Annotated in this window: 18 protein-coding genes; 2 read left to right on the forward strand and 16 right to left on the reverse strand. The window is 70.0% G+C overall.

The window, feature by feature from the left end; all coding sequences use genetic code 11:
• Positions 1-102: 102 nt before the first annotated feature.
• The 6 genes from rsmA to lptF form a co-directional block, all read right to left on the reverse strand.
• Positions 103-948: a 16S rRNA (adenine(1518)-N(6)/adenine(1519)-N(6))-dimethyltransferase RsmA gene (rsmA, locus tag GBO37_RS17300; protein ID WP_252930167.1), complete on the reverse strand. Its 846-nt coding sequence runs from the start codon at positions 946-948 to the stop codon at positions 103-105.
• 55 nt (positions 949-1,003) lie between these two features.
• Positions 1,004-1,969, reverse strand: a complete 966-nt coding sequence (pdxA, locus tag GBO37_RS17305; RefSeq protein ID WP_252930195.1) for a 4-hydroxythreonine-4-phosphate dehydrogenase PdxA — start codon at positions 1,967-1,969, stop codon at positions 1,004-1,006.
• On the reverse strand, positions 1,966-3,237 hold the full coding sequence (locus GBO37_RS17310) for a peptidylprolyl isomerase (protein ID WP_252930168.1): 1,272 nt from the start codon (positions 3,235-3,237) through the stop codon (positions 1,966-1,968). Before GBO37_RS17310 ends, pdxA begins: the two co-directional genes overlap by 4 nt.
• A 31-nt stretch (positions 3,238-3,268) precedes the next feature.
• On the reverse strand, positions 3,269-5,650 hold the full coding sequence (locus GBO37_RS17315) for an LPS-assembly protein LptD (RefSeq protein ID WP_252930169.1): 2,382 nt from the start codon (positions 5,648-5,650) through the stop codon (positions 3,269-3,271).
• Positions 5,647-6,756 (reverse strand): LPS export ABC transporter permease LptG, encoded by a 1,110-nt coding sequence (lptG, locus tag GBO37_RS17320; protein ID WP_046000023.1) that lies wholly within the window; start codon positions 6,754-6,756, stop codon positions 5,647-5,649. Before lptG ends, GBO37_RS17315 begins: the two co-directional genes overlap by 4 nt.
• Complete coding sequence (lptF, locus tag GBO37_RS17325; RefSeq protein ID WP_252930170.1) at positions 6,753-7,874, reverse strand: LPS export ABC transporter permease LptF; 1,122 nt, start codon at positions 7,872-7,874, stop codon at positions 6,753-6,755. The genes lptG and lptF overlap by 4 nt, the downstream gene beginning before the upstream one ends.
• Positions 7,875-7,984: 110 nt before the next feature.
• On the opposite strand from lptF, the gene GBO37_RS17330 reads away from it, so the two are divergent.
• Both GBO37_RS17330 and GBO37_RS17335 read left to right on the forward strand, forming a co-directional pair.
• Entirely contained in the window at positions 7,985-9,568 is a 1,584-nt protein-coding gene (locus GBO37_RS17330; protein WP_252930172.1) for a leucyl aminopeptidase, read from the forward strand.
• 132 nt (positions 9,569-9,700) lie between these two features.
• Positions 9,701-10,150, forward strand: a complete 450-nt coding sequence (locus GBO37_RS17335; RefSeq protein ID WP_252930173.1) for a DNA polymerase III subunit chi — start codon at positions 9,701-9,703, stop codon at positions 10,148-10,150.
• A gap of 85 nt (positions 10,151-10,235) precedes the next feature.
• Here GBO37_RS17335 and urtE read toward each other — a convergent pair whose 3' ends face one another.
• The 10 genes from urtE to GBO37_RS17385 all read right to left on the reverse strand — a co-directional run bounded on the left by urtE (position 10,236) and on the right by GBO37_RS17385 (position 20,060).
• Complete coding sequence (gene urtE / locus GBO37_RS17340) at positions 10,236-10,943, reverse strand: urea ABC transporter ATP-binding subunit UrtE (protein WP_046000027.1); 708 nt, start codon at positions 10,941-10,943, stop codon at positions 10,236-10,238.
• 1 nt (position 10,944) lies between these two features.
• Positions 10,945-11,685 carry an urea ABC transporter ATP-binding protein UrtD gene (urtD, locus tag GBO37_RS17345; RefSeq protein WP_252930174.1) on the reverse strand — a complete coding sequence of 247 codons (741 nt, stop codon included), beginning with the start codon at positions 11,683-11,685 and terminating at the stop codon, positions 10,945-10,947.
• Positions 11,682-12,857, reverse strand: coding sequence for an urea ABC transporter permease subunit UrtC (gene urtC, locus GBO37_RS17350; protein ID WP_252930175.1), 1,176 nt, complete (start codon positions 12,855-12,857; stop codon positions 11,682-11,684). The genes urtD and urtC overlap by 4 nt, the downstream gene beginning before the upstream one ends.
• 3 nt (positions 12,858-12,860) lie before the next feature.
• The gene (gene urtB / locus GBO37_RS17355; protein WP_371927622.1) at positions 12,861-14,780 is read right to left on the reverse strand and encodes an urea ABC transporter permease subunit UrtB; all 1,920 of its coding nucleotides are present in this window, start codon (positions 14,778-14,780) and stop codon (positions 12,861-12,863) included.
• A gap of 54 nt (positions 14,781-14,834) precedes the next feature.
• Positions 14,835-16,094, reverse strand: a complete 1,260-nt coding sequence (gene urtA / locus GBO37_RS17360; RefSeq protein ID WP_252930197.1) for an urea ABC transporter substrate-binding protein — start codon at positions 16,092-16,094, stop codon at positions 14,835-14,837.
• A gap of 216 nt (positions 16,095-16,310) precedes the next feature.
• Positions 16,311-16,886: an urease accessory protein UreG gene (gene ureG / locus GBO37_RS17365; RefSeq protein ID WP_252930176.1), complete on the reverse strand. Its 576-nt coding sequence runs from the start codon at positions 16,884-16,886 to the stop codon at positions 16,311-16,313.
• A complete protein-coding gene (locus tag GBO37_RS17370) occupies positions 16,883-17,548 on the reverse strand; it encodes an urease accessory protein UreF (protein WP_371927623.1) in 666 nt (221 codons plus the stop codon). The genes ureG and GBO37_RS17370 overlap by 4 nt, the downstream gene beginning before the upstream one ends.
• Complete coding sequence (locus tag GBO37_RS17375; RefSeq protein WP_252930178.1) at positions 17,511-18,056, reverse strand: urease accessory protein UreE; 546 nt, start codon at positions 18,054-18,056, stop codon at positions 17,511-17,513. The genes GBO37_RS17370 and GBO37_RS17375 overlap by 38 nt, the downstream gene beginning before the upstream one ends.
• A gap of 16 nt (positions 18,057-18,072) precedes the next feature.
• Positions 18,073-19,758 carry an urease subunit alpha gene (gene ureC / locus GBO37_RS17380; protein ID WP_148911299.1) on the reverse strand — a complete coding sequence of 562 codons (1,686 nt, stop codon included), beginning with the start codon at positions 19,756-19,758 and terminating at the stop codon, positions 18,073-18,075.
• Positions 19,755-20,060 (reverse strand): urease subunit beta, encoded by a 306-nt coding sequence (locus GBO37_RS17385; RefSeq protein ID WP_148911300.1) that lies wholly within the window; start codon positions 20,058-20,060, stop codon positions 19,755-19,757. The genes ureC and GBO37_RS17385 overlap by 4 nt, the downstream gene beginning before the upstream one ends.

Raw genomic sequence — 20,060 nt, forward strand, 5'->3', positions numbered from 1 at the left:
GGAAAGGGCGCGCCAGATCGGCGCGCCCTTTGTCGTGATCGGTCCATGACCGCCGTCAAGTTGGAGTGTACGCCGCGTCGATGCCAGCCCGATGGCGCGGGATCAGCCTTGCCGGGCCGCCTGAAGCGCGCGGGCCAGGGCGCAGAAGCGTTCAAGCTCGATTTCCTCGGCGCGGGCGGTGGGGGGGATGCCGACGCTGTCCAGCAGCGCCTCGATCTGGGGGTGCAGGCCTTTCAGGCTGGCGCGCAGCATCTTGCGGCGCTGGTTGAAGCCGGCCCCTGTTATCTGTGACAGGATCGCCGCATCGGCGGGGRAGCGCGGCTGGGGCAGGGCGGTCAGGTGGACGACCGCGGAATAGACCTTGGGCGCGGGCACGAAGGCCTCGGGCGGCAGGGACATCACGATCTGCGCGTCCGCGCGCCACTGCGCCAGCAGCGCCAGCCGACCATAGGCCTTGGAGCCGGGACGGGCCACGATGCGTTCGGCCACCTCGCGCTGGAACATCAGCGTCAGCGATTGCCAGAAGGGTGGCCAGTCCCGGGGCGTCAGCCAACGGATCAGCAGCTCGGTTCCCACGTTGTAGGGCAGGTTCGCGGCCACGCGGATCGGCGGCGTCAGGTGCGCCAAGGGGTCGATCTGCAGCGCGTCGCCGGTGATGACCGTCAGGCGGCCGGGATAGGCGTCGGCGATCTGTTCCAGCGCGGGCAGGGCGCGGGGGTCCTTTTCGATGGCCAGCACGTGGCGCGCGCCGCAGGCCAGCAGGCCACGGGTCAGACCGCCGGGGCCGGGACCGACCTCGAGGACGTCGCATCCGGTCAGGTCGCCCGCCTGCCGCGCGATCTTGTGCGTCAGGTTCAGGTCCAGGAGAAAGTTCTGGCCCAGCTGCTTTTTCGCGCGCAGGTCATGGGTCGCGATCACCTCGCGCAGGGGGGGCAGGTTGTCGATCATCGCGAGGTCCTGGGGGCGGGGGCGCGCCAATGGGTATTTGGGCAAAGGAGAAACCTCATGCCCGGCTGTCCGCCATGGAGCGCGCCAGACGCAGCGCGGCGATGGTCGAGGAAGGATCGGCCAGCCCCTTGCCCGCGATGTCGAGGGCGGTGCCGTGATCGGGCGAGGTGCGGATGAAGGGCAGGCCGAGCGTCACGTTCACGCCGCCGTCGAAATCCAGCGTCTTGATGGGGATCAGGCCCTGGTCGTGATAGCAGGCGACGGCCGCGTCATAGCGCGCCCGCGCGGGGGCGTGGAACAGGGTGTCCGCCGGATGGGGGCCGGTGACGTGCAGGCCCTGATCGCGCAGACGGGCGATCAGGGGGGCGATCATGTCGCGGTCCTGGGTGCCCATCATGCCGCCTTCGCCCGCATGGGGGTTCAGCCCCGCAACCGCGATGCGCGGGGTGGGCAGGCCGAAATCGCGGATCATCGCGGCATGGGTCAGGCGGATCGCCTGTTCCAGTGCCTGTTCGGTCAGGGCTGTGGGCACGTCGGCCAGGGGGATGTGGATCGTCGCGGGCACCACCCGGCAGGGCGGCGTCACCGTGGTCGAGGCCAGCATCATCGCCACCGGCACGTCGCCCGCCAGATGCGCCAGGAATTCGGTATGGCCCGGGAAGGCGAAGCCCGCGCCGCGGATCAGGGCCTCCTTGCTGATGGGGGCGGTGCAGATCGCGGCCACGCGGCCGGCCATCGCCAGATCGACCGCGCGGGCGATGACCGCGACCACATCGGCCGCATGGGCGGGGTCGGGGCGGCCGGGCGTGGCGGGGCCTGCGAAGTCATGGCGCAGCACCGGCAGGTGGCCGGGCGGAACGACATCGTCGGGGTCCGCGACCGCGGTCCAGGCGGCGGTCGGATGCAGGTGGCGCGGATCGCCCATCCAGACCAGGTCCACGCCCGCGGCCAGCGCCAGCGGCGCCAGTTCGGGGCCGATGCCCGCGGGTTCGCCGCAGGTCAGCAGGATGCGCGCCATCAGGGCCGCCGGATGATCGCGTCGGCCCGCAGATCGGCCAGCAGCCCTTCGGCGGCGGTGTTGATCTTGGCGTTGAACAGCCGGTCGCGGACGGCCTCGCGCGAGGGGATGCCCTGGACTTCGGGCTGGGGGATCGCGGCCTCGACCCCGTCATCGGGCAGGGCGGTGGTGGCCACCTGGGCCTGGGCGGCCAGCGCGGGCTGGCGCGAGCACAGCATCACCAGATCGGCCCCCGCGCCCAACGGGACCACCCCGGCCTCGTTGGCGTCCAATGAGGCCAGGCGCGCGCCGATCATCTGCGGGATCGCGCCTTGGGACACGGTCTGGCGCTGGATCTGGGCGGCGGCCTCGGGGCCTGCCTGGACGTAAAGGTCGTCGCAGCTGGTGGCCCGCGCGGCCAGGTTGGCCGCATCGGTGACCGAGGCCAGCCGCAGGGTCATGTAGTCCAGCACCTGTTCGCGCGCGCCCGGGCGCAGCGTGCCTTGGGCGTCGCGCAGGAAGAACAGGACCACCGCGCCTTCGACCGGCAGGGGCGGCGTGGTCTGGCCGGGCTGCAGGCCGGCGATGATCGGACGCAGGCTGGGCGGCAGATTGTCCAGCGCCAGCAGTTCCAGCCGCCCGCCCGCCTCGGCCGAGGGGGTCGCCGAATACTGCCGCGCGGCTTCGGCGAACTGGGCCTCGGTCGGGCGCGAGGCGGCGATGCGTTCGGCCAGCTGCAGGGCCTGCGCCTCCTGTCCCGGAGGGGCGGGGATGATCAGCTCCGACAGCAGGACGCGGTCGATGATCGGCGTCTCGATCACGCGCTGCAGCTCCTGGTCGACCTCGGCGTCGGTGACGTTGACGCGGGGCAGCAGGCGGGCGCGTACGACGTCGCGCCAGACGGTGCCCGCCTCGACGAAATCGCGGAACACGCCTTCCTCGATGCCGGCGCGTTCCAGCTGGGCGATGAAGCCTGCCGCGTCCAGACCCGCGCGGCCTGCGAATTCCTCCAGCCCGGCCTGCAGCCCCTCGGGGGTGATCTCGACGCCGATCTGGCGGGCGGCCTGGATGCGCAGGCGGTCGTCGACCAGTGCCCGTTCGGCAGCGGTGGCACTGGCGTCGGGGGCGCCGATCACCTGCATGAACCGCATCCGCTGATCGACCTCATAGCGGGTGACGGCGCTGTCGTTCACATAGACGACGGGCGCGAACAGGTTCTGCGCCGCCGCCGGCGCCACGGCGCCCGTGGCGATCATCGCCGCCAGGGCGATACCCGAAAGAAATTGCCGCATGTCTGCCCTCATCTGGTCCTTGGCCCGCAGGTTAGCGCATGCAGTTGCGGCGCGCCACCGTGCCGGGGCCGTCTTCTTGTGCGCCGAACCCGCCAAGGCGGACCGACAGGTCGAAGCTGGTTTCCGCGCGCAGCAGGTCGCTGCTGCTGAAGCGCCGCGACAGGCCGCTTTCCAGCGTGATGCATTCGTTGCGATAGGCCACGCGCAAGGCCGCGCGCTGTGCCCGGTCGGCGGCGAAATCATACCGCGTCTCGGCCTCGCCCCACCAGCCGTCCGCGATCTGCCATCCGACATTGGCGGCCAGTTCGCTGGCGTTGACGACGCGGCCCTCGTCCTCGTCGCGGTCGATCCAGATGTAGCCGGCCGACAGGTTCAGGTCCGGGCGGAGCCAGCCCACCCGCAATTCATTGCGCGAGATGCGCGCCGAATCGTCGAACAGCGCGCGGTTGGCCACGGCCAGCCCGCCGCCATTGTCGAAGTTCGCGGCCAGCAGCCAATCCGAGCTGCGCCCGCCCAGGGGGCTGTCGGCGGCAAAGTTGTCGGCATCGCGCGCGCGCAGCNCGCGCCCGCCGGTCACCCCGATCGACCAGCCTGTCGGATCGATCCGCGTCCAGGTGGCGCCGATGTTGGCGCGCAGCCCGGTCTCGCGCACGTCCCAGCCCGGAAAGCGGTTGTCCGAGAACAGGTTGCCTTCGTCGAACTCGATCAGGCGGCTGTCCTCGTTCGGGATGTCCTGGTCGCGGCCGCGCGGCGAATAGAGGACCTGGACCACCGGCTCGACGATATGGGTGGCGCCGCCCGTGCCGCCGGCCAGGGGCCAGCGCAGTTCGAACCCGACCTGCGGATCGACGCGGGTCACGACGTCGTCGAACTGGTCGTCCTGCGCGATGCGGTACAGATCCGCGTCCAGCCCGGCCAGGGCGGCCGCGACAATCCCGCCAGGCAGGATCTGGTTGCGCCGCCAGTCCAGGCCCACGGACGCGCGCGCCACGTCGCGACCGACCAGGTCGCTGTCCGACGGGCGGCGATGGGCATGGGCCGACCATTCCAGCAGCGCCTCGCCGCCGATCAGGCGTGGCGTCAGGCGGCGCATCCAGATGGCGTCGGCCACCTGCGCCGGAGAGGTCGCGTTGTCCTCGTCCTCGCGCAGGGTCTCATAGTTGCCGACGCGGCCCCAGAACAGCTTGTCGCGGCGCACGCGTTCGACGCTGACGCCGCTCCACAGGCGGTCGGCATCGGTGACGCCGTAATCCAGCAGATAGGCGCGGTCGCTGGCATTCTGGACCTGCAGGGCCAGGCGATAGTCGCGCGGCAGCAGGAACTGGGCCGCGCCGAACAGATAGCCGCGCGTCTCGCCCGGGCGCAGGTCGTCGCGGCTGATCGCGCCGTTCCATTCCGTGGCCCCGGTTGTGAAGGCCTGGCGATAGCGCAGCTCCAGCGTGCGGGTGCGGCTTTCGCTGACATAGGGGGTGACGGTCAGGTCGGTGCTGTCGCCCAGTGTCTGGAAATACGGCAGCTTGACCCCGAACCCCAGGCCCGAGGTCGTACGGATCTCGGGGCGCAGAAAGCCCGAGCGGCGTTCCACCGACGGGTCGGGCGCGGTCACACGGAAGGGCACATAGGCCAGGGGCACGCCGAAGGCGCGCAGCTGCGGGCGGTCGAAGGTGATCAGCCGCGTGTCGGCGTCGTGGATGATGCTGCGGGCGCGGATCTCCCATAGGGGCGTCGGATCGGTCGCGCAGATCTGGCAGCTGGAGGCCACGACATTGTCCAGCTGGCTGATCCGTCCGTCCTCGCGCCGCTCCAGCCGGGTCGAGGCCAGCTGCAGTTCGCGGGCCAGCACCAGCCGCGCGCCCAGGACGATGCCATCCTGCAGTTCGCTGTCCAGCTGGGCGCTGTCGGCGATCAGGATGGCGTCGGTCTCGGGGTCGGCGGCGCCGGGGCGGGACAGGTGGATCGGCCCCTCAATGGTCAGATCGCCGCTGTCGCCGTCGACGACGATCCGGTCGGCAACCAGCCGGGCGCCCTGGTGCCAGACCACGACGCCGCCGGACGCGGTCAGGGTCTGGTCGCCCGCGACGTCGATCCGGTCGGCCAGCAGCGTGGCGGCCCCGGACTGCGGATCGCGCGGCCCGCCGCCGGGCAGGGTCACGTCGGCATCGGGTCCCACCACCATCGGGTTCTGGGGCGAGGGGGTGCGGTCGGCCACGGGCGCGCTGCCCAGGGCAACCGATTCGGGCGCCAGGGCCGTCACGCCGCTGTCGGCGGACATGCTGCCCGGCATGCCCGTCAGCGGCTGCACGCCCATGCCGTCATCGGCATCGAACATCGACTGGGCGGCCAGCGGACCGGACAGCGCGATCAGCGCCACCCCAGCCCGCAGCAGGCCCCGGCTTACCATGCGCGCGCTCATCCGTCCTCCCGTCTCAGGATCAGCCCCAGGGCCAGCATCGCGCCGACCAGGGGCGGCGTCCAGGCCGCCATCGCGGGCGGGATCTGCCCGTTATCCCCCAGAACCTGCGCCAGGTTGCGCAGAAAGAACAGCGCGATCCCCGCGCCGAACGCCATCAGCACGGCACCGCCGGTGTTGCGGCCCCGCACATGCTGCATGGTAAAGGCCGCGGCGATCAGCACCATCGCGGCCATCAGGAACGGGCGTGCCAGTTCGGTCTGGAACCAGACCTTGTGCCGGGCGGCGGAAAAGCCCGCGCGTTCCAGCCCGGCGATGAACTGCGGCAGCTGCCAGACCGGCACCGATTCGGGACGACCGAACCCCTCGCGGATGCGCTGGGCGGTCAGGTCCGACGCCAGGGTCATCGCGGCGCTGCGGGTCACGGCCGCCTGCGGATTGGGCTGATCCAGGGGAAAGTCGCTGACATCGCGCAGGTCCCAGGCCCCGGGGGTCAGCCGCGCCTCTCGGGCCTCGATGCGGCGGATCGGACCGGCCTCGGCGCCGAAGACCAGGAAGCTGGCGTCATACAGCGTCACGGCATCGGGGCTGGCGCGGCTGGCGCGGATCACGATCTGGCCGGCCTCCTCTCCGCCCTGCTGGACGGCCTGGCGCAGCCATACGGCGCTGTCGCCCAGGCTGACGGTCTGGCTGCCGGCGCGGTCGATCTCGGCCACGGCGTCGTCGTAAAGCGAGCCGGTGGCGGCGACCAGCGGGTTCAGCAGGCCCACGGTCAGCGCCCCCAGCACGATCGCGGTGGCCACCGGGGCCCGCACCACGCGCAGTGCCGACCTGCCCGATGCGCGGATCGCCACCATTTCCGAACTGCGGGCCAGGCCCAGGAACAGCGTGATCCCGGCCAGCACCGTCATCAGCGGCAGGATGGAATAGAAGCTGCCGGCGATGTTCAGCCCGGCCAGCCGCGCCGCCCCGCCCAGGCCGATGTCGCGGCCCGAAAAGCGGCGGATGATCTCGATCATGTCGATCAGGAACAGGATCAGCAGGAACACCCCCGCGATCATCAGGAAGGCGCGCAGGAAGCGGCGCGCGACGTAAAGAGCCAGGATCATCGGGCGACCTCGCGTGGTCCGCGCGGCCGGGCGGCCAGCCACAGGAAGGACAGGCACAGCCCCGCGCCCAGGACGGCGGGCAGATACAGGAGCGGCCACAGCGCGGCATCGCGGCCGACCTGGTTCGCGGCCGCGTTGGTCAGGAACTGCACCGCGATCAGCGACAGGGTGGCCCAGCCCACCTGCCGCCACACCCCGAACCGCGAGAACCCGCCGATCAGCAGCGTGGCAAAGCCCAGCATGGCCGCGATCGGCGACAGCAGCGGCTGGGCCAGGCGCTCGTGCGCCTCGCGCTGGGCGTCGGCGGCGGTCGCGCCGGTGGCCTCCAGGACGGCCGGGTCGGCCTGCAGCAGCGCCAGCGTGCCGAAATCGCGCAGGTCGCGGCCCCGGCTGCCGCCGCCCGCGAACATCGCCCCCACGTCATAGCTGAATTCGTCGAAACGGGTCACCGACAGGACCGGGCCGTCGGGGCCGGGGCGCAGGTTCTGCGCCATGCCCTCCAGCAGGATCAGCACCGGGCCGGTATCGTTCCGGACGACCAGCGCCTCCTGCGCGGTATAGGTGACCTGGTCGGCGGGATCGCGCGAATCCTCGATGAACAGGTCCAGCAGGCGACCGTCGCCCGCCACGTCGCGGATGAACAGCGTGACCCCGCGCGCCGGGTACTGGAAGCTGCCGGGGCGCAGGAACTGCGCGGTCACGTTTTCGGCAATCTCGGCGCTGCGGTCGGCCAGGCGGGCGCGGGCCATGGGCACCAGCCCGTGAACCAGCACTGCCACCATCACGCCGACGAAGACGCCGAAGATCAGCACTGGCCGCGCCAGCCGACACGGCCCCAGGCCCGCCGACTGCATCGCCACCAGTTCGGATTCGCCGGCCAGGCGGTTGGTGCCATAGGCGGTCGCCGCGAATGCCGCCACCGGCAGCACGACCGAGATGACCAGCGGCAGCGTCAGCGCCGTGAACTCCAGAACCACCAGGGCGGTCTGGCCGTCGTTCAGCAGATCGTCGAACAGGCTGACCGCCCGGTTGATCCAGTAGACGGACACCAGCACCAGGGCAAAGAACCCGAACAGCGTCAGCAGCTGTCCCAGGATGTATCGATCGATGCGCGGCATGGATGGTCCTTGGCGTGACGTTCCGTCCTGCTTAGCGGCAAGGGCGGCTCTGGAAAAGGGCCGGGCGGGGGTCTAGGGTCGGCGCAACCAGACGTGAGGACCGTTTTGCAATGACCCAACCTGTCGAAATCAACTTCACCGAGGTCGCGCTGGACAAGCTGGCCGATCACAATGGCCGCGTGGCCCTGATCATGACCGACGCGTCCAAGCTGCCGGGCAAGCTGCCCCGCGTGATCCGCGACGCCGCGACACGCGCGTTGGCCTCCAAGGCGGGGCGCGCGCTCAAGTCCGGGCAGGCGCTGGAGCTGGCCTTTCCCGCGGGCATGGCCGCCGACGCGCTGATCCTGGTAATGCTGCCCAATTCCGCCACCCAGGCCGAGGCACGCCGCGCGGGGGCCGCCCTGGGCGCCAAGCTGGGCACCGGGCACACGCTGGTTCTGGCGGGCAGCCACAAGCAGGCCGGACAGATCGCGTTCGGGCTGGCGCTGCGCGGCTATGATTTCTCGGTCTACAAGACCAAGCCCGCGACGCCGGACGCCGCCCCGGCCCAGGCCGAGGGGCTGATCCCCGAACAACAGGCCGGACAGGACGACGCCGTCCTGGGCGATGCGCAGGCGACCGAGGCCCCCGACAGCGCCGATGCGCCCATCGGCGACAAGGCCCGCGTCACCGTGATGGTCAAGGATCCCGAGGCACTGGCGAAATCCGCCCAGGACGCCGCCGCGGTGGCCGAGGGCGTGTTCTTCACCCGCGACCTGGTCAACGAACCCGCCAACGTCCTGACCACCACCGACTTCGCCGACCGCCTGCTGGCCATGCAGGAGATCGGCCTGGAGGTCGAGGTTTTGGACGAGGATCAGCTGGCCAAGCTGGGCATGCGCGCCCTGCTGGCCGTGGGCCAGGGCAGCGAATCGCCCTCCAAGGTCGTGGTGATGCGCTGGAACGGCGGCGGCGACGAGGCGCCGCTGGCGCTGGTCGGCAAGGGCGTCGTCTTCGACACCGGCGGCATCTCGATCAAGCCGGGCGCCGGCATGGAGGAGATGACCATGGACATGGGCGGCGCGGGCGTCGTCGCGGGCACCATGCGCGCCCTGGCGCTGCGCCGCGCCAAGGCCAATGTCGTGGGCCTGGTCGGCCTGGTCGAGAACATGCCCGACGGGCGCGCCTATCGTCCCGGCGACATCCTGAAGTCGATGAAGGGCGACACGATCGAGGTCGTGAACACCGACGCCGAGGGCCGCCTGGTCCTGGCCGACGTCCTCTGGTACGCGCAGGAAACCTATCGCCCCCGTGCCATGATCGACCTGGCGACCCTGACCGGCGCGGTCATCATCGCGCTTGGCCATGACAATGCGGGCGTCTTCTCGAACGACGACATGCTGGCGGGCCAGATCCTGTCGGCCGCCAAGTCGGAGGGAGAGGGCGCATGGCGCCTGCCCCTGGGCGCGGCCTATGACGGGCTGATCAACTGCCGCCTGGCGGACATGAAGAACTCGGGCGGGCGCGCGGCGGGCTCGATCACCGCGGCGCAGTTCCTGCAGCGCTTCGTCAAGGAAGGCCAGCCCTGGGCGCATATCGACATCGCGGGCGTGGCCCTGCCGCCGGGCGGCACCGACCTGGCGCCCAAGGGCGCGTCGGGCTGGGGCGTGATGACGCTGGATCGCCTGGTGCGCGACGGCTTCGAGGACGCGTGAGCCCCGCGACGTCTGCGGTGCACGCCCCGTGCACCGCCTGCGCACGCCCCGGACGCCCGCGATCGTCGGCGTCCGGGGCGACGCTGCCCCTTGCCGGCGGGCGCGCCGCCATCGCCGGGGTGCTGCGCTGACATGGGCAAGGCGCTGTTCTATCACCTGACCCGGTCCCCGGCCGAGGCGCTGCTGCCGGTCCTGCTGACCAAGGCGCTGTCCGCGGGTTGGCGGGTCGAACTGTCGGCCCCCGACCCGGATCGTCTGGACCGTCTGGACCAGCAGCTGTGGCAGGGCGACGGCTTCCTGCCGCACGGCCTGTTCGGCGGCCCCCATGACGCGCGACAGCCGATCCTGCTGACCCTGCCCGATCAGCCTGCCGCCAACGACCCGTCCTGCCTGATGGCGCTGGACGGTGCTCCGGTTGCGCCCGATCGCGCGCAGGCCGTGCAGCGGACCTGCATCCTGTTCGACGGGGGCGACGCGCAGGCGCTGGAACGCGCCCGCGCACAATGGCGCGAGCTGACCGCCGCGGGCGTCGAGGCGGAATACTTGTCCGAAGAATCGGGCAAGTGGGAACGCAAGCGCTAGGGCAGGACGGTCATGTCCGGGTGCCGGCCTTCCGGGGGGTCAGGGGGGCTGGCAGCCCCCCTGCCACCGTCCGCGACGACGTCCTTCAGGCGCTGGCATGTCCCGCCAGGCGGGCGTGCAGGTCCGACCGCGCCAGATCGGATTTCGGCCCCTGCAGCACCGCGCGCCCGCGTTCCATGACCAGGAACCGGTCGCCCAGATCCCAGGCAAAGTCAAAGAACTGCTCGACCAGCACGATCGCCATGTCGCCCCGGTCGCGCAGCCCGGCGATCACCCGCCCGATCTGGGCGATGATGTTTGGCTGGATCCCCTCGGTCGGCTCGTCCAGCAGCAGCACGCGGGGTCTGGTGATCAGCGCGCGGGCGATGGCAAGCTGCTGCTGCTGGCCGCCCGACAGATCGCCGCCCCGCCGATGCGCCATTTCGGCCAGCACCGGAAAGCTGTCGAAGATCGCGTCCGGGATGCGCCTGTCGCCGCGGGGCAGGCAGGCGAACCCGGTCTCCAGGTTCTCGCGCACCGTCAGCATCGGAAAGATCGCGCGGCCCTGCGGGACATAGCCCACGCCCATCCGCGCCATCCGCTGCGCCGACAGCCGGCCCAGGGGCTTGCCGTCCCAGGTGATGTCCCCGCCCGACCGGGGATGCCTGCCGGCCAGCAGGTTCATCAGGCTGGTCTTGCCCACGCCGTTGTTGCCCATCACGCAGGTGACCTCTCCGGGGCGCGCCACCAGGTCGATCCCGTGCAGGATCTGGCTGCCGCCGTAATGCAGGGTCAGATTCTTGGCCTCGATCATCTCATCGCCCCAGATAGACGTCGATGACGTCGGGATTGCGGGTCACGTGGTCCAGGCTGCCCTCGGCCAGCACGGACCCCTGGTGCAGCACGGTCACCTTGCAGTTCAGGCGGCGCACGAAATCCATGTCGTGTTCGACCACCACCACGGCACGCGTTTCCGCCAGCCGGCACAGCAGCGTCGTGGTCTGTTCGCGTTCCGCCAGGGTCATGCCGGCCGCGGGTTCGTCGACCAGCAGCAGCCGCGGGTCGGATGCCAGCAGCATCCCGATCTCCAGCCACTGCTTCTGGCCGTGGCTCAGCTCTCCGGCCGGGCGGGGCAGCTGGTCGGCCAGCCCGACCTCGGTGGCCAGCTCGCTCACGCGGTCCCGCGACGCGGCCGTGGGCCGCCAGCCCAGCACCGCGAACGGGCTGCGGTCGGCCTTCAGCGCCATCACCAGGTTGTCGGCGACCGACTGGTCCTCGAACACGGTGGGGCGCTGGAACTTGCGACCGATCCCCTCGCGGGCGATCTGCGCCTCGGACAGCTTCAGCAGCGATTTCGACGTGGCCCCCCACAGCACCTCGCCCGTGTCGGGGCGCGTCTTGCCGGTCACGATGTCCATGAACGTCGTCTTGCCCGCGCCGTTCGGCCCGATCACCGCGCGCAGCTCGGCCGCGTTGATGGAAAAGGACAGGTTGTTGATCGCCTTGAACCCGTCGAAGGACTTGCTGATCCCGCTGACCTCCAGAAGCGCGCTCATGCCCGGTCTCCCTTGCGGCCGGACAGGTCGAACACCCCGGCGATGCCCTTGGGCGCGAACAGCGTGACCAGCACGAAGGACAGGCCCAGCAGCACCTGCCACCAGTCGACCCAGTTCACCACGTATCCCGGCAGGTGGATCGACGGCGCCCGCCCGCCGGTGAACCAGCTGGACAGAAGCGACACGACCACCGCGCCGATGACCGCGCCGTACAGCCGCCCGCGCCCGCCGATCGCCACCCAGACCGCCAGGTAGATCGAGGCGATGGGCATCATCTCGGCCGGGTTGATGATCCCGGCCTGGGGATAGTACAGCGCCCCGGCGATGGCGGTGATCATCGCGGCCAAGGTGAAGACGACCAGCTTGAACCCCTCGACCGGATAGCCCAGGAACCGCACGCGCGTCTCGTCGTCGCGGATGGCGCGGGTGACGCTGCCGAACTTGCCGCTGACCAGCCAGGCGGCCAGGGCATAGAACAGCGCCAGCGCCGCGGCCGATGCCCACAGGAACCACACCGACAGGGTCGCTTGGCCCACATGGTCCAGCCCCGGCAGGTTCTGCAGGCCCGACAACCCGTTGTTGCCCCGGAACCCGCTGTCGTTCTGAAACAGCCACAGCGCCAGCGCCAGCGTCATCGCCTGGGTCAGGATCGACAGATAGACGCCGTTGACGCGGCTGCGGAAGGCCAGCCAGCCGAAGACCAACGCCAGAAGCCCTGGCACCGCCACGACCAGCAGCAGCTGCAGCCACAGCGAATGCGCAAAGGACCAGACCAGCGGCAGGTCGGACGACCCGACCACGCCGAAGATCTGGTTGGTGACCGCGTCGCGGACCTCCTGCGGGGTGGGGGGGATGGGCGATTGCGCCAGCTGCGGCGCGACGATGGCGTCGGTGCGCGCATACATCAGCCATTGCCCGATCATGTAGCCGCCAAGCGCGAAGAACGCCATCTGGCCCAGGGACAGGATGCCCAGGTATCCCCAGACCAGGTCCATCGCGACCGCCGCCAGCGCCAGGCACAGCGTCATGCCCAGGATCTTGACCGTCGATGTCGGCAGCGCGCCGGTGCCATAGGCCTGGCTGGTCAGCGTGACGGCCAGTGTCAGCACCGCCAGCACGGCCAGCATCGCCAGGACCGACGGATTCCTCAGGATGAAGGGGGTTCGGGTCATGTCTTATGCCTCGGCCGCGCGACCGCGCTGCGGGATGATCCCGCGCGGCCGGAACTGGATGAAGATGATGATGAACAGGATCATGAAGGTCTGGGCGGCCAGCGTGTTGGCGGGGTTCATGAACTCGATCACCTTGGACAGTCCGCCGATCAGGGCGGCCCCCGCCAGCGTGCCCCAGATGTTGCCCACGCCGCCCACGACCACGGTCATGAAGCTTTGAACGATGTATTGCTGGCCGATCTCGGACGTGACCTGCGCGAACAGACCGATCGCCACGCCCGCGATCCCCGCGATGCCGGACCCCAGACCGAAGGTCATCATGGCGATGCGGTCGGGGTTGATGCCCATGGATGCCGCCATGCCGGGGTTCTGGGTGACCGCGCGGACCTCAAGGCCCAACCGGGTACGCTTCATGATGAACAGGAACAGCCCCAGGAACAGCAGCGCCAGCACGAAGATCGCCACCCGGATCGCGCTGATGCCGATGACGTCGTTCACGGTGATCGACCCCTCCAGCCAGGCGGGCGCGGTCAGCGGGCGGGCCTGGGTGCCGAAGATGTTCTTGGCCAGCTGCTGCAACGCGATGGACACGCCGAAGGTCGCCAGCAGCGTCTCCAGCGGGCGGTTGGCCAGGTGCCGGATCACCAGACGGTACAGGACCACCCCCGCCAGCGCGGTCACCGCGAAGGCCAGGGGCAGCGCCACCACCAGCGACAGCGTGCGGTCCGCGATGACGGTCTGGACGGTGTAGGCGGTATAGGCGCCCATCATGATGAACTCGCCATGCGCCATGTTGATGACCCGCATGACGCCGAAGGTGACCGCCAGCCCGATGGCCGCCAGGAAATAGATGGATGCCAGCGACAGCGCGTCCAGCCCCAGGTCGATACCGGTCATCGCGCCAAGGCGCACCTGGGCGCGGATCTGGGCGGCCTTGGCCGCGTCCGTCACGGCGGGGTCGGGTTCGGCATAGACCTCGAAGAAGCGGCTGGCACCCAGGGCGGCCTGGATTTCGGTTTTCGTCGCGGCGGGGGGGACGGCGCCTGCCGCCTCCAGCGCCTGATAGGCACGGTCGCGGGCGGCCTGGTCGGACAGCTGATCCACCGGCACGCCCGCCACCGCCCCGTCGGTGATGTTGGCGGCCAGCGCGGCACGCTGATCGGCGCCCGACAAGGGCGGCTGCAGCAGGTCCTGCTGGACCAGCTGGGCCAGGGCCGCCTCGCGCGACAGGCCCGCGTCGCCGGGGGTCAGTTCGCGCGCGACATTGGCGCCGGGCGGCGTGTCGGGGGCCACCACCGCGCGGGTCACCAGAAGCGGGTTCAGCGCGGCCCGGAAATCCAGGCCGACGTCGCCCGCCATCTCCTCGATCGCGGCGACGCGGGCGGCGCTGTCGGGGTCGTGCTGGATGGTCAGCAGGCGTTCCAGCCGCGCCTTGCGCGCCGCCAGCACGGGGTCGGGATCGTCCAAGGCCGCGCGCAGCAGCGGCAGCTGGTCGGGTGCCGCGCCGCGTTCCAGCGACTGCAGCGCGGCCGCCCGGCGCGCGGGGTCGGGGTCGGTCAGCGCGCCCGCGGCCAGCGCCGCCTCGATCACGCCGCGCACGCCGGAATTGGGGCGCAGCATGCGCGGATCGGCCCCCGCGACCGCATCGCCGGTCACCGCGTCCGTGGCCGTGTCGTCGTCCATGATCAGAACCTGGCCGGTTTCCGTCAGGCCCAGGCTGCGGTCGGCCCAGGCCTGCAGCATCGCCAGGCCCTCGGGGCCGGTCGCCGCGATCTGGTCGACCAGCGGCCCGACCGTCTGGCGCGAGGGGCGTTCGATCTGGTCCAGGTTCGCGTCGATGACGGCCTGCAGGGCCGGGTTGGCCTGGGCCGACCACGGCAGGATCAGCGCAAGCGCGCAGGCAAGAAGACGATGGCGGATCACGGGGGCTTCCTTCGCACGAAGGGCCGGGCGGCGCGGGGCCGCCCGACCGTCACGTCAGTAGTTCGACTGGACCTGGACGCAGCTGTCCGTTTCCGTGTTGAACATGCCGCAGTCCTTGCCCGGCCAGTCGGCGTCCAGCACCGCCGATTCCGGCAGGAAGTCGGTCCAGGCATCGCCCGGCACGGGGTCGGTCTGGCTGACGATGTCGAACTGGCCGTCCTCGCGGATCTCTCCGATCAGGACGGGCTTGGTGATGTGATGGTTGGGCAGGACGGTGGCCGTGCCGCCGGTCAGGTTCGGCACCTCGACGCCGACGATCGCGTCAAGAACCGGGTCCACGTCGGTGGTGCCCGCAGCCTCGACCGCAGCGACCCAGGCGTTGAAGCCGATGACGGTGGCCTCCATCGGGTCGTTGGTCACGCGATCCGCATCGCCGGTGAAGGCCTTCCACTCCTCGATGAAGGCGGTGTTCGCGTCCGATTCGGCGGTCTGGAAATAGTTCCAGGCGGCCAGGTGGCCGACCAGGTTGGCGGTATCCAGGCCCGACAGCTCCTCCTCGCCCACGGAAAACGCCATGACCGGAATCTCGTCCGCCGACACGCCGGCCGCGGCCAGCTCCTTGTAGAAGCCAACGTTCGCGTCGCCGTTGATGGTGGACACGACGCCGACCTTCTTGCCGCCCGCGCCAAGCGCCACGACATCGGCCACGATCTTGGACCAGTCGGAATGGCCGAAGGGGGTGTAGTTGACGAAGATGTCCTCGGGTGCGGTGCCGTTATCCTTCAGATAGGCGTCCAGGATGTTGTTCGTAGTGCGCGGATAGACATAGTCGGTGCCGAGCAGAGCCCAGCTTTCCACGCCCAGCTCGTCGCGCATGTAGTCGACGGCGGGAATCGCCTGCTGGTTCGGGGCGGCGCCGGTATAGATGACGTTCTTGGACGATTCCTCGCCCTCGTACTGGACGGGATAGAACAGCAGGCCGTTCAGCTCCTCGATCACGGGCAGGACCGACTTGCGGCTGACCGAGGTCCAGCAGCCGAAGATCGCGTCCACGTCGCTGACGGTCAGCAACTCGCGCGCCTTTTCGGCGAACAGCGGCCAGTCGGATGCCGGATCGACGACCACCGCCTCCAGCGGGCGGCCCAGCACGCCGCCCTTGGCGTTCTGCTGTTCGACCAGCATCAGGACCGTGTCCTTCAGCGTGGTCTCCGAGATCGCCATGGTGCCCGACAGCGAATGCAGCACGCCGATCTTGATCGGCTCGCCCTCCTGCGCATGGGCGGCGTGGGCCAGCGTCAGGGCGCTGGTCAGCATCAGGATCTTGGTCAGCTTGGTCATCGTTACCCTTTTCCCCCCGGCGCGTCGGCCGGTGTCCCTGTTGTCCTTGGGAAGGCGCGTGGCCTTCGCATGTGCAGAAAGAGGGGAAAATCGGGCAGTTGGACAGGATTTCAGCAGTCCCTGCGCGCCCCGCGCAGGCAGTGGCGCGGACTTCGGCAGTGGGCGGAGCAAATGCCCGCCCGCCGGGCAAAGTTACGCCGCGCGAGGCGTCAGGCCGCCCTGTTCGACCAAGAAATCGACGATCTGCTGCACGCCGCGGCCGTGACGCAGCTGGGCCATGACCACGGGACGGGGTCCCCGTGCCTCATGTGCATCCTTTTCCAGCAGTGCGGCATCGACGCCGACATGCGGGGCCAGGTCTGTCTTGTTCACAACCAAGAGGTCGGACCGCGCAAGGCCCGGGCCGCGCTTGCGGGGAATGTCCTGCCCCGCGGCCGTGTCGATCACATAGATCGTCAGGTCGGCCAGTTCCGGGCTGAAGGTCGCGGCCAGGTTGTCGCCACCCGATTCGATCAGGATCAGTTCCAGATCCGGGAAGGCCGCGTTCAGATCGGCGATGGCGGCGAGGTTGATGCTGGCATCCTCGCGGATGGCGGTGTGGGGGCAGCCGCCGGTCTCGACCCCGCGGATGCGTTCGACAGGCAGGACCTGAGCGCGCATCAGTGCCTCGGCATCCTCGCGGGTATAGATGTCGTTGGTGATCACCGCCATCGACAGGCGGGGGGCCAGCGCGCGGGCGATCTCGCGGAGAGGGCCATTCAAGCTCATGAGCGGAAGATCCTTGTGGTCATGGTTTCGTGGGCCATCGCGGCGATGTCGGCGCCCCAGGTGGCGCTGGTCAGATCGTCGGGCGTGGCCGTGACGGCGCAGGCGGCGCGGACCAGAATGCGCGGCTGCAGCGCGGCCAGCATCCGCTGTCCCTCGACCGGGCCCAGGGGCAGGAACCGCACCGCCGCGCTGATCAGCGCCGCCGCCTGTGCCTGCAGGAAGGCCGCGATGATCTCTGCCGGAGGCAGGGGCAGGGCGGCGCAGGCGCGGCCCATGGCGACGGGCAGGGCCACGGGCGGCTGCGGCGACCCGGTCAGCGCGGCCATGTTGGCGGCGAAGGCCGCGCCCTGCTCAGTGGTCTCGGCCAGGCGCTGGCTGCTCATGCAGGCCGCGCGGGCCAGGTCGTCCAGGTCGGCATGGTCGGCATCGGGACGCAGGGCCAGCGACAGCAGCACCGCATCGGACCAGCCCGCGCCGTGATCCAGCCAGTCGGCCAGCCATTGCGGCAGTGTCGCGCGCGTCACCCAAGCCTCGTCCATTGCGTATTCCAAGCCCTGCGACCAGGCAAAGCCGCCCACCGGAAAGGCGGGCGACAGCAGTTGCGACAGCTGCAGGCGGGCGGCCTCAGGCGTGGTCATGCGCGTGGCTGTGGCTTTCGGCATGCGCATGGCTGTGGCCTTCCGCGTGGGAATGCGGGTGTTCGCCCGCGCCATGGGGGTGGTTCGTTGCGGGGCCGTGGTCATGGCCGAAGGTGCGGCCGTGTCCATAGGCGCCACCCTCGGGACGGAAGGGCATGTCCTTGCGGCACATGTCCGCGCCCAGCTGCTTCAGCATCGCCTCCAGCACGTGATCCTGGCGGATAACCAGGCGGTCGGCCTCGATCCGGCAGGGGGTGTGGCGGTTGCCGATGTGCCAGGCCAGCCGGGGCAGGTTGCCGCGGATGACCAGCACCGGTTCCGGCGCCGCGCGCACGACGACTTGGCGGCCGTCGGACAGCTCGAACGCGTCGCCGTCGTCCAGGCTGGTGACCTCGGGCAGGTCGACCATGAAGTCGCCCCCCTCGCAGGACAGGCGCTTGCGGCGCAGCAGGCGGCCTTCATAGTCCAGGCTGACCTCGGCGTCGAATGGTGCAGGGGCGTTGCGGATGATGGAATGTGCGGTTGCGATCATGGTGGGGTCCTCCCTCTCAGAAGAGGAAATAGCGCTGTGCCAGCGGCAGTTCCGTCGCGGGCTCGCAGGTTAACAATTGTCCATCGGCCCGGACCTCGTAGGTCTCGGGATCGACCTCGATTGCGGGCATGGCGTCGTTCATCGCCATGTCGCGCTTGCCGATGTCGCGGGTGTTCTCGACCGCGATCAGGGTCTTGGACAGCGCCTCTCCGGCCCCGGCCTCCAGACCGGCACGCGACAGGAAAAGCGCCGAAGCGCGGCGGTTGTGCCCCCACATGGGTCGCGAAAAGATCGGCTGCACCGGGATCGAGCCGTTCGGATCGCCCATCTGCGCCACGCTGATCTGCCCACCGACCAGCACCATCTCGGGCTTGGCCGCGAAGAAGGCGGGCGACCACAGGACCAGATCGGCGCGCTTGCCCGGGGTGATCGACCCGATATGGGCGCTGACCCCATGTGCGATGGCCGGGTTGATCGTGTATTTCGCGATATAGCGGCGGGCGCGGATGTTGTCGTTCTGGCCCTGTTCGTCAGGCAGCCGTCCGCGCTGCTGGCGCATCTTGGACGCGGTCTGCCAGGTGCGGATGATCACCTCTCCGATCCGGCCCATCGCCTGGCTGTCGGATGAGATCACCGAAAACGCGCCCAGATCGTGCAGGATATCCTCGGCCGCGATGGTCTCCTTGCGGATGCGGGATTCGGCAAAGGCCACGTCCTCGGGGACGCGGCGGTCCAGGTGGTGACACACCATCAGCATGTCCAGATGCTCCTCGACCGTGTTGGCGGTATAGGGGCGCGTGGGGTTGGTCGATGACGGCAGCACGTTCGCCATGCCGACCATGCGGATGATGTCGGGGGCGTGCCCGCCGCCCGCGCCTTCGGTGTGATAGGCGTGGATGGTGCGCCCACCGATGGCGGCCATCGTGTCCTCGACAAAGCCCGATTCGTTCAGCGTGTCGGTGTGGATCATCACCTGCACGTCCATCGCGTCGGCGACGCTCAGGCAGGTGTCGATGGCCTTGGGCGTGGTGCCCCAATCCTCGTGCAGCTTCAGCGCGCAGGCGCCCGCGCGGATCTGCTCCTCCAGCGGCGCCGCGATCGACGCATTTCCCTTGCCCGCGATGCCGATGTTCACCGGCAGGTCGGCGCAGGCCTCCAGCATGCGGGCGATGTGCCACGGGCCCGGCGTGCAGGTCGTGGCCAGCGTGCCATGCGCAGGCCCGGTGCCGCCGCCCAGAAGCGTCGTGACGCCGGAATGCAGCGCGTGGTCCACCTGCTGCGGGCAGATGTAGTGGATGTGGCAGTCAAAGCCGCCGGGGGTCAGGATGCGTCCCTCTCCGGCGATGATCTCGGTCCCGGGGCCGATGATCAGGGTCACGCCGGGCTGGGTGTCGGGGTTGCCGGCCTTGCCGATGCCCGCGATCATGCCGTCGCGGACGCCCACGTCTGCTTTGACGATGCCCTGGTGGTCAAAGACCACGACGCCGGTGATGACCGTGTCCATCGCGCCGCCCGCGCGGGTGATCTGGCTTTGGCCCATGCCGTCGCGGACGACCTTGCCGCCGCCGAACTTGACCTCCTCTCCGGGGATGGTCAGGTCGCGTTCGACCTCGATGATGATTTCCGTGTCCGCCAACCGGATGCGGTCGCCTTTCGTGGGGCCGTAAAGCGCCGCGTAATCGGCGCGCGACAGCGTCGTCACAGCGCACCCCCGATCTGGCCGCGAAAGCCGTGCACGATGCGGTCGCCCGCGTAGGCGACCAGCGTGACCTGACGCGACTGGCCCGGCTCGAACCGCACGGCGGTGCCTGCGGGGATGGCCAGCCGCATGCCGCGCGCCGCCGTGCGGTCAAAGTCCAGCGCGGCGTTGGTTTCCGCGAAATGGTAATGGCTGCCGACCTGGATGGGCCGGTCGCCGGTATTGGCGATCATCAGCGTGATCGTCGCGCGTCCGTCGTTCAGCGCAATGGTGCCCTCGGCGGGCAGGATCTCACCCGGAATCAT

This window comes from Paracoccus sp. 08 (assembly GCF_024105395.1).
Classification (GTDB): Bacteria; Pseudomonadota; Alphaproteobacteria; order Rhodobacterales; family Rhodobacteraceae; genus Paracoccus; species Paracoccus marcusii.

What these genes read in the sequence shown, in the direction of transcription:
- GBO37_RS17310 (WP_252930168.1), bottom strand. Translation starts at nt 3,237, where the DNA reads ATGCGGCAATTTCTTTCGGGTATCGCCCTGGCGGCGATGATCGCCACG.
- lptG (WP_046000023.1), bottom strand. Translation starts at nt 6,756, where the DNA reads ATGATCCTGGCTCTTTACGTCGCGCGCCGCTTCCTGCGCGCCTTCCTG.
- lptF (WP_252930170.1), bottom strand. Translation starts at nt 7,874, where the DNA reads ATGCCGCGCATCGATCGATACATCCTGGGACAGCTGCTGACGCTGTTC.
- GBO37_RS17330 (WP_252930172.1), top strand. Translation starts at nt 7,985, where the DNA reads ATGACCCAACCTGTCGAAATCAACTTCACCGAGGTCGCGCTGGACAAG.
- GBO37_RS17335 (WP_252930173.1), top strand. Translation starts at nt 9,701, where the DNA reads ATGGGCAAGGCGCTGTTCTATCACCTGACCCGGTCCCCGGCCGAGGCG.
- urtE (WP_046000027.1), bottom strand. Translation starts at nt 10,943, where the DNA reads ATGATCGAGGCCAAGAATCTGACCCTGCATTACGGCGGCAGCCAGATC.
- urtD (WP_252930174.1), bottom strand. Translation starts at nt 11,685, where the DNA reads ATGAGCGCGCTTCTGGAGGTCAGCGGGATCAGCAAGTCCTTCGACGGG.
- urtC (WP_252930175.1), bottom strand. Translation starts at nt 12,857, where the DNA reads ATGACCCGAACCCCCTTCATCCTGAGGAATCCGTCGGTCCTGGCGATG.
- urtA (WP_252930197.1), bottom strand. Translation starts at nt 16,094, where the DNA reads ATGCTGACCAGCGCCCTGACGCTGGCCCACGCCGCCCATGCGCAGGAG.
- ureG (WP_252930176.1), bottom strand. Translation starts at nt 16,886, where the DNA reads ATGAGCTTGAATGGCCCTCTCCGCGAGATCGCCCGCGCGCTGGCCCCC.
- GBO37_RS17370 (WP_371927623.1), bottom strand. Translation starts at nt 17,548, where the DNA reads ATGCCGAAAGCCACAGCCACGCGCATGACCACGCCTGAGGCCGCCCGC.
- GBO37_RS17375 (WP_252930178.1), bottom strand. Translation starts at nt 18,056, where the DNA reads ATGATCGCAACCGCACATTCCATCATCCGCAACGCCCCTGCACCATTC.
- GBO37_RS17385 (WP_148911300.1), bottom strand. Translation starts at nt 20,060, where the DNA reads ATGATTCCGGGTGAGATCCTGCCCGCCGAGGGCACCATTGCGCTGAAC.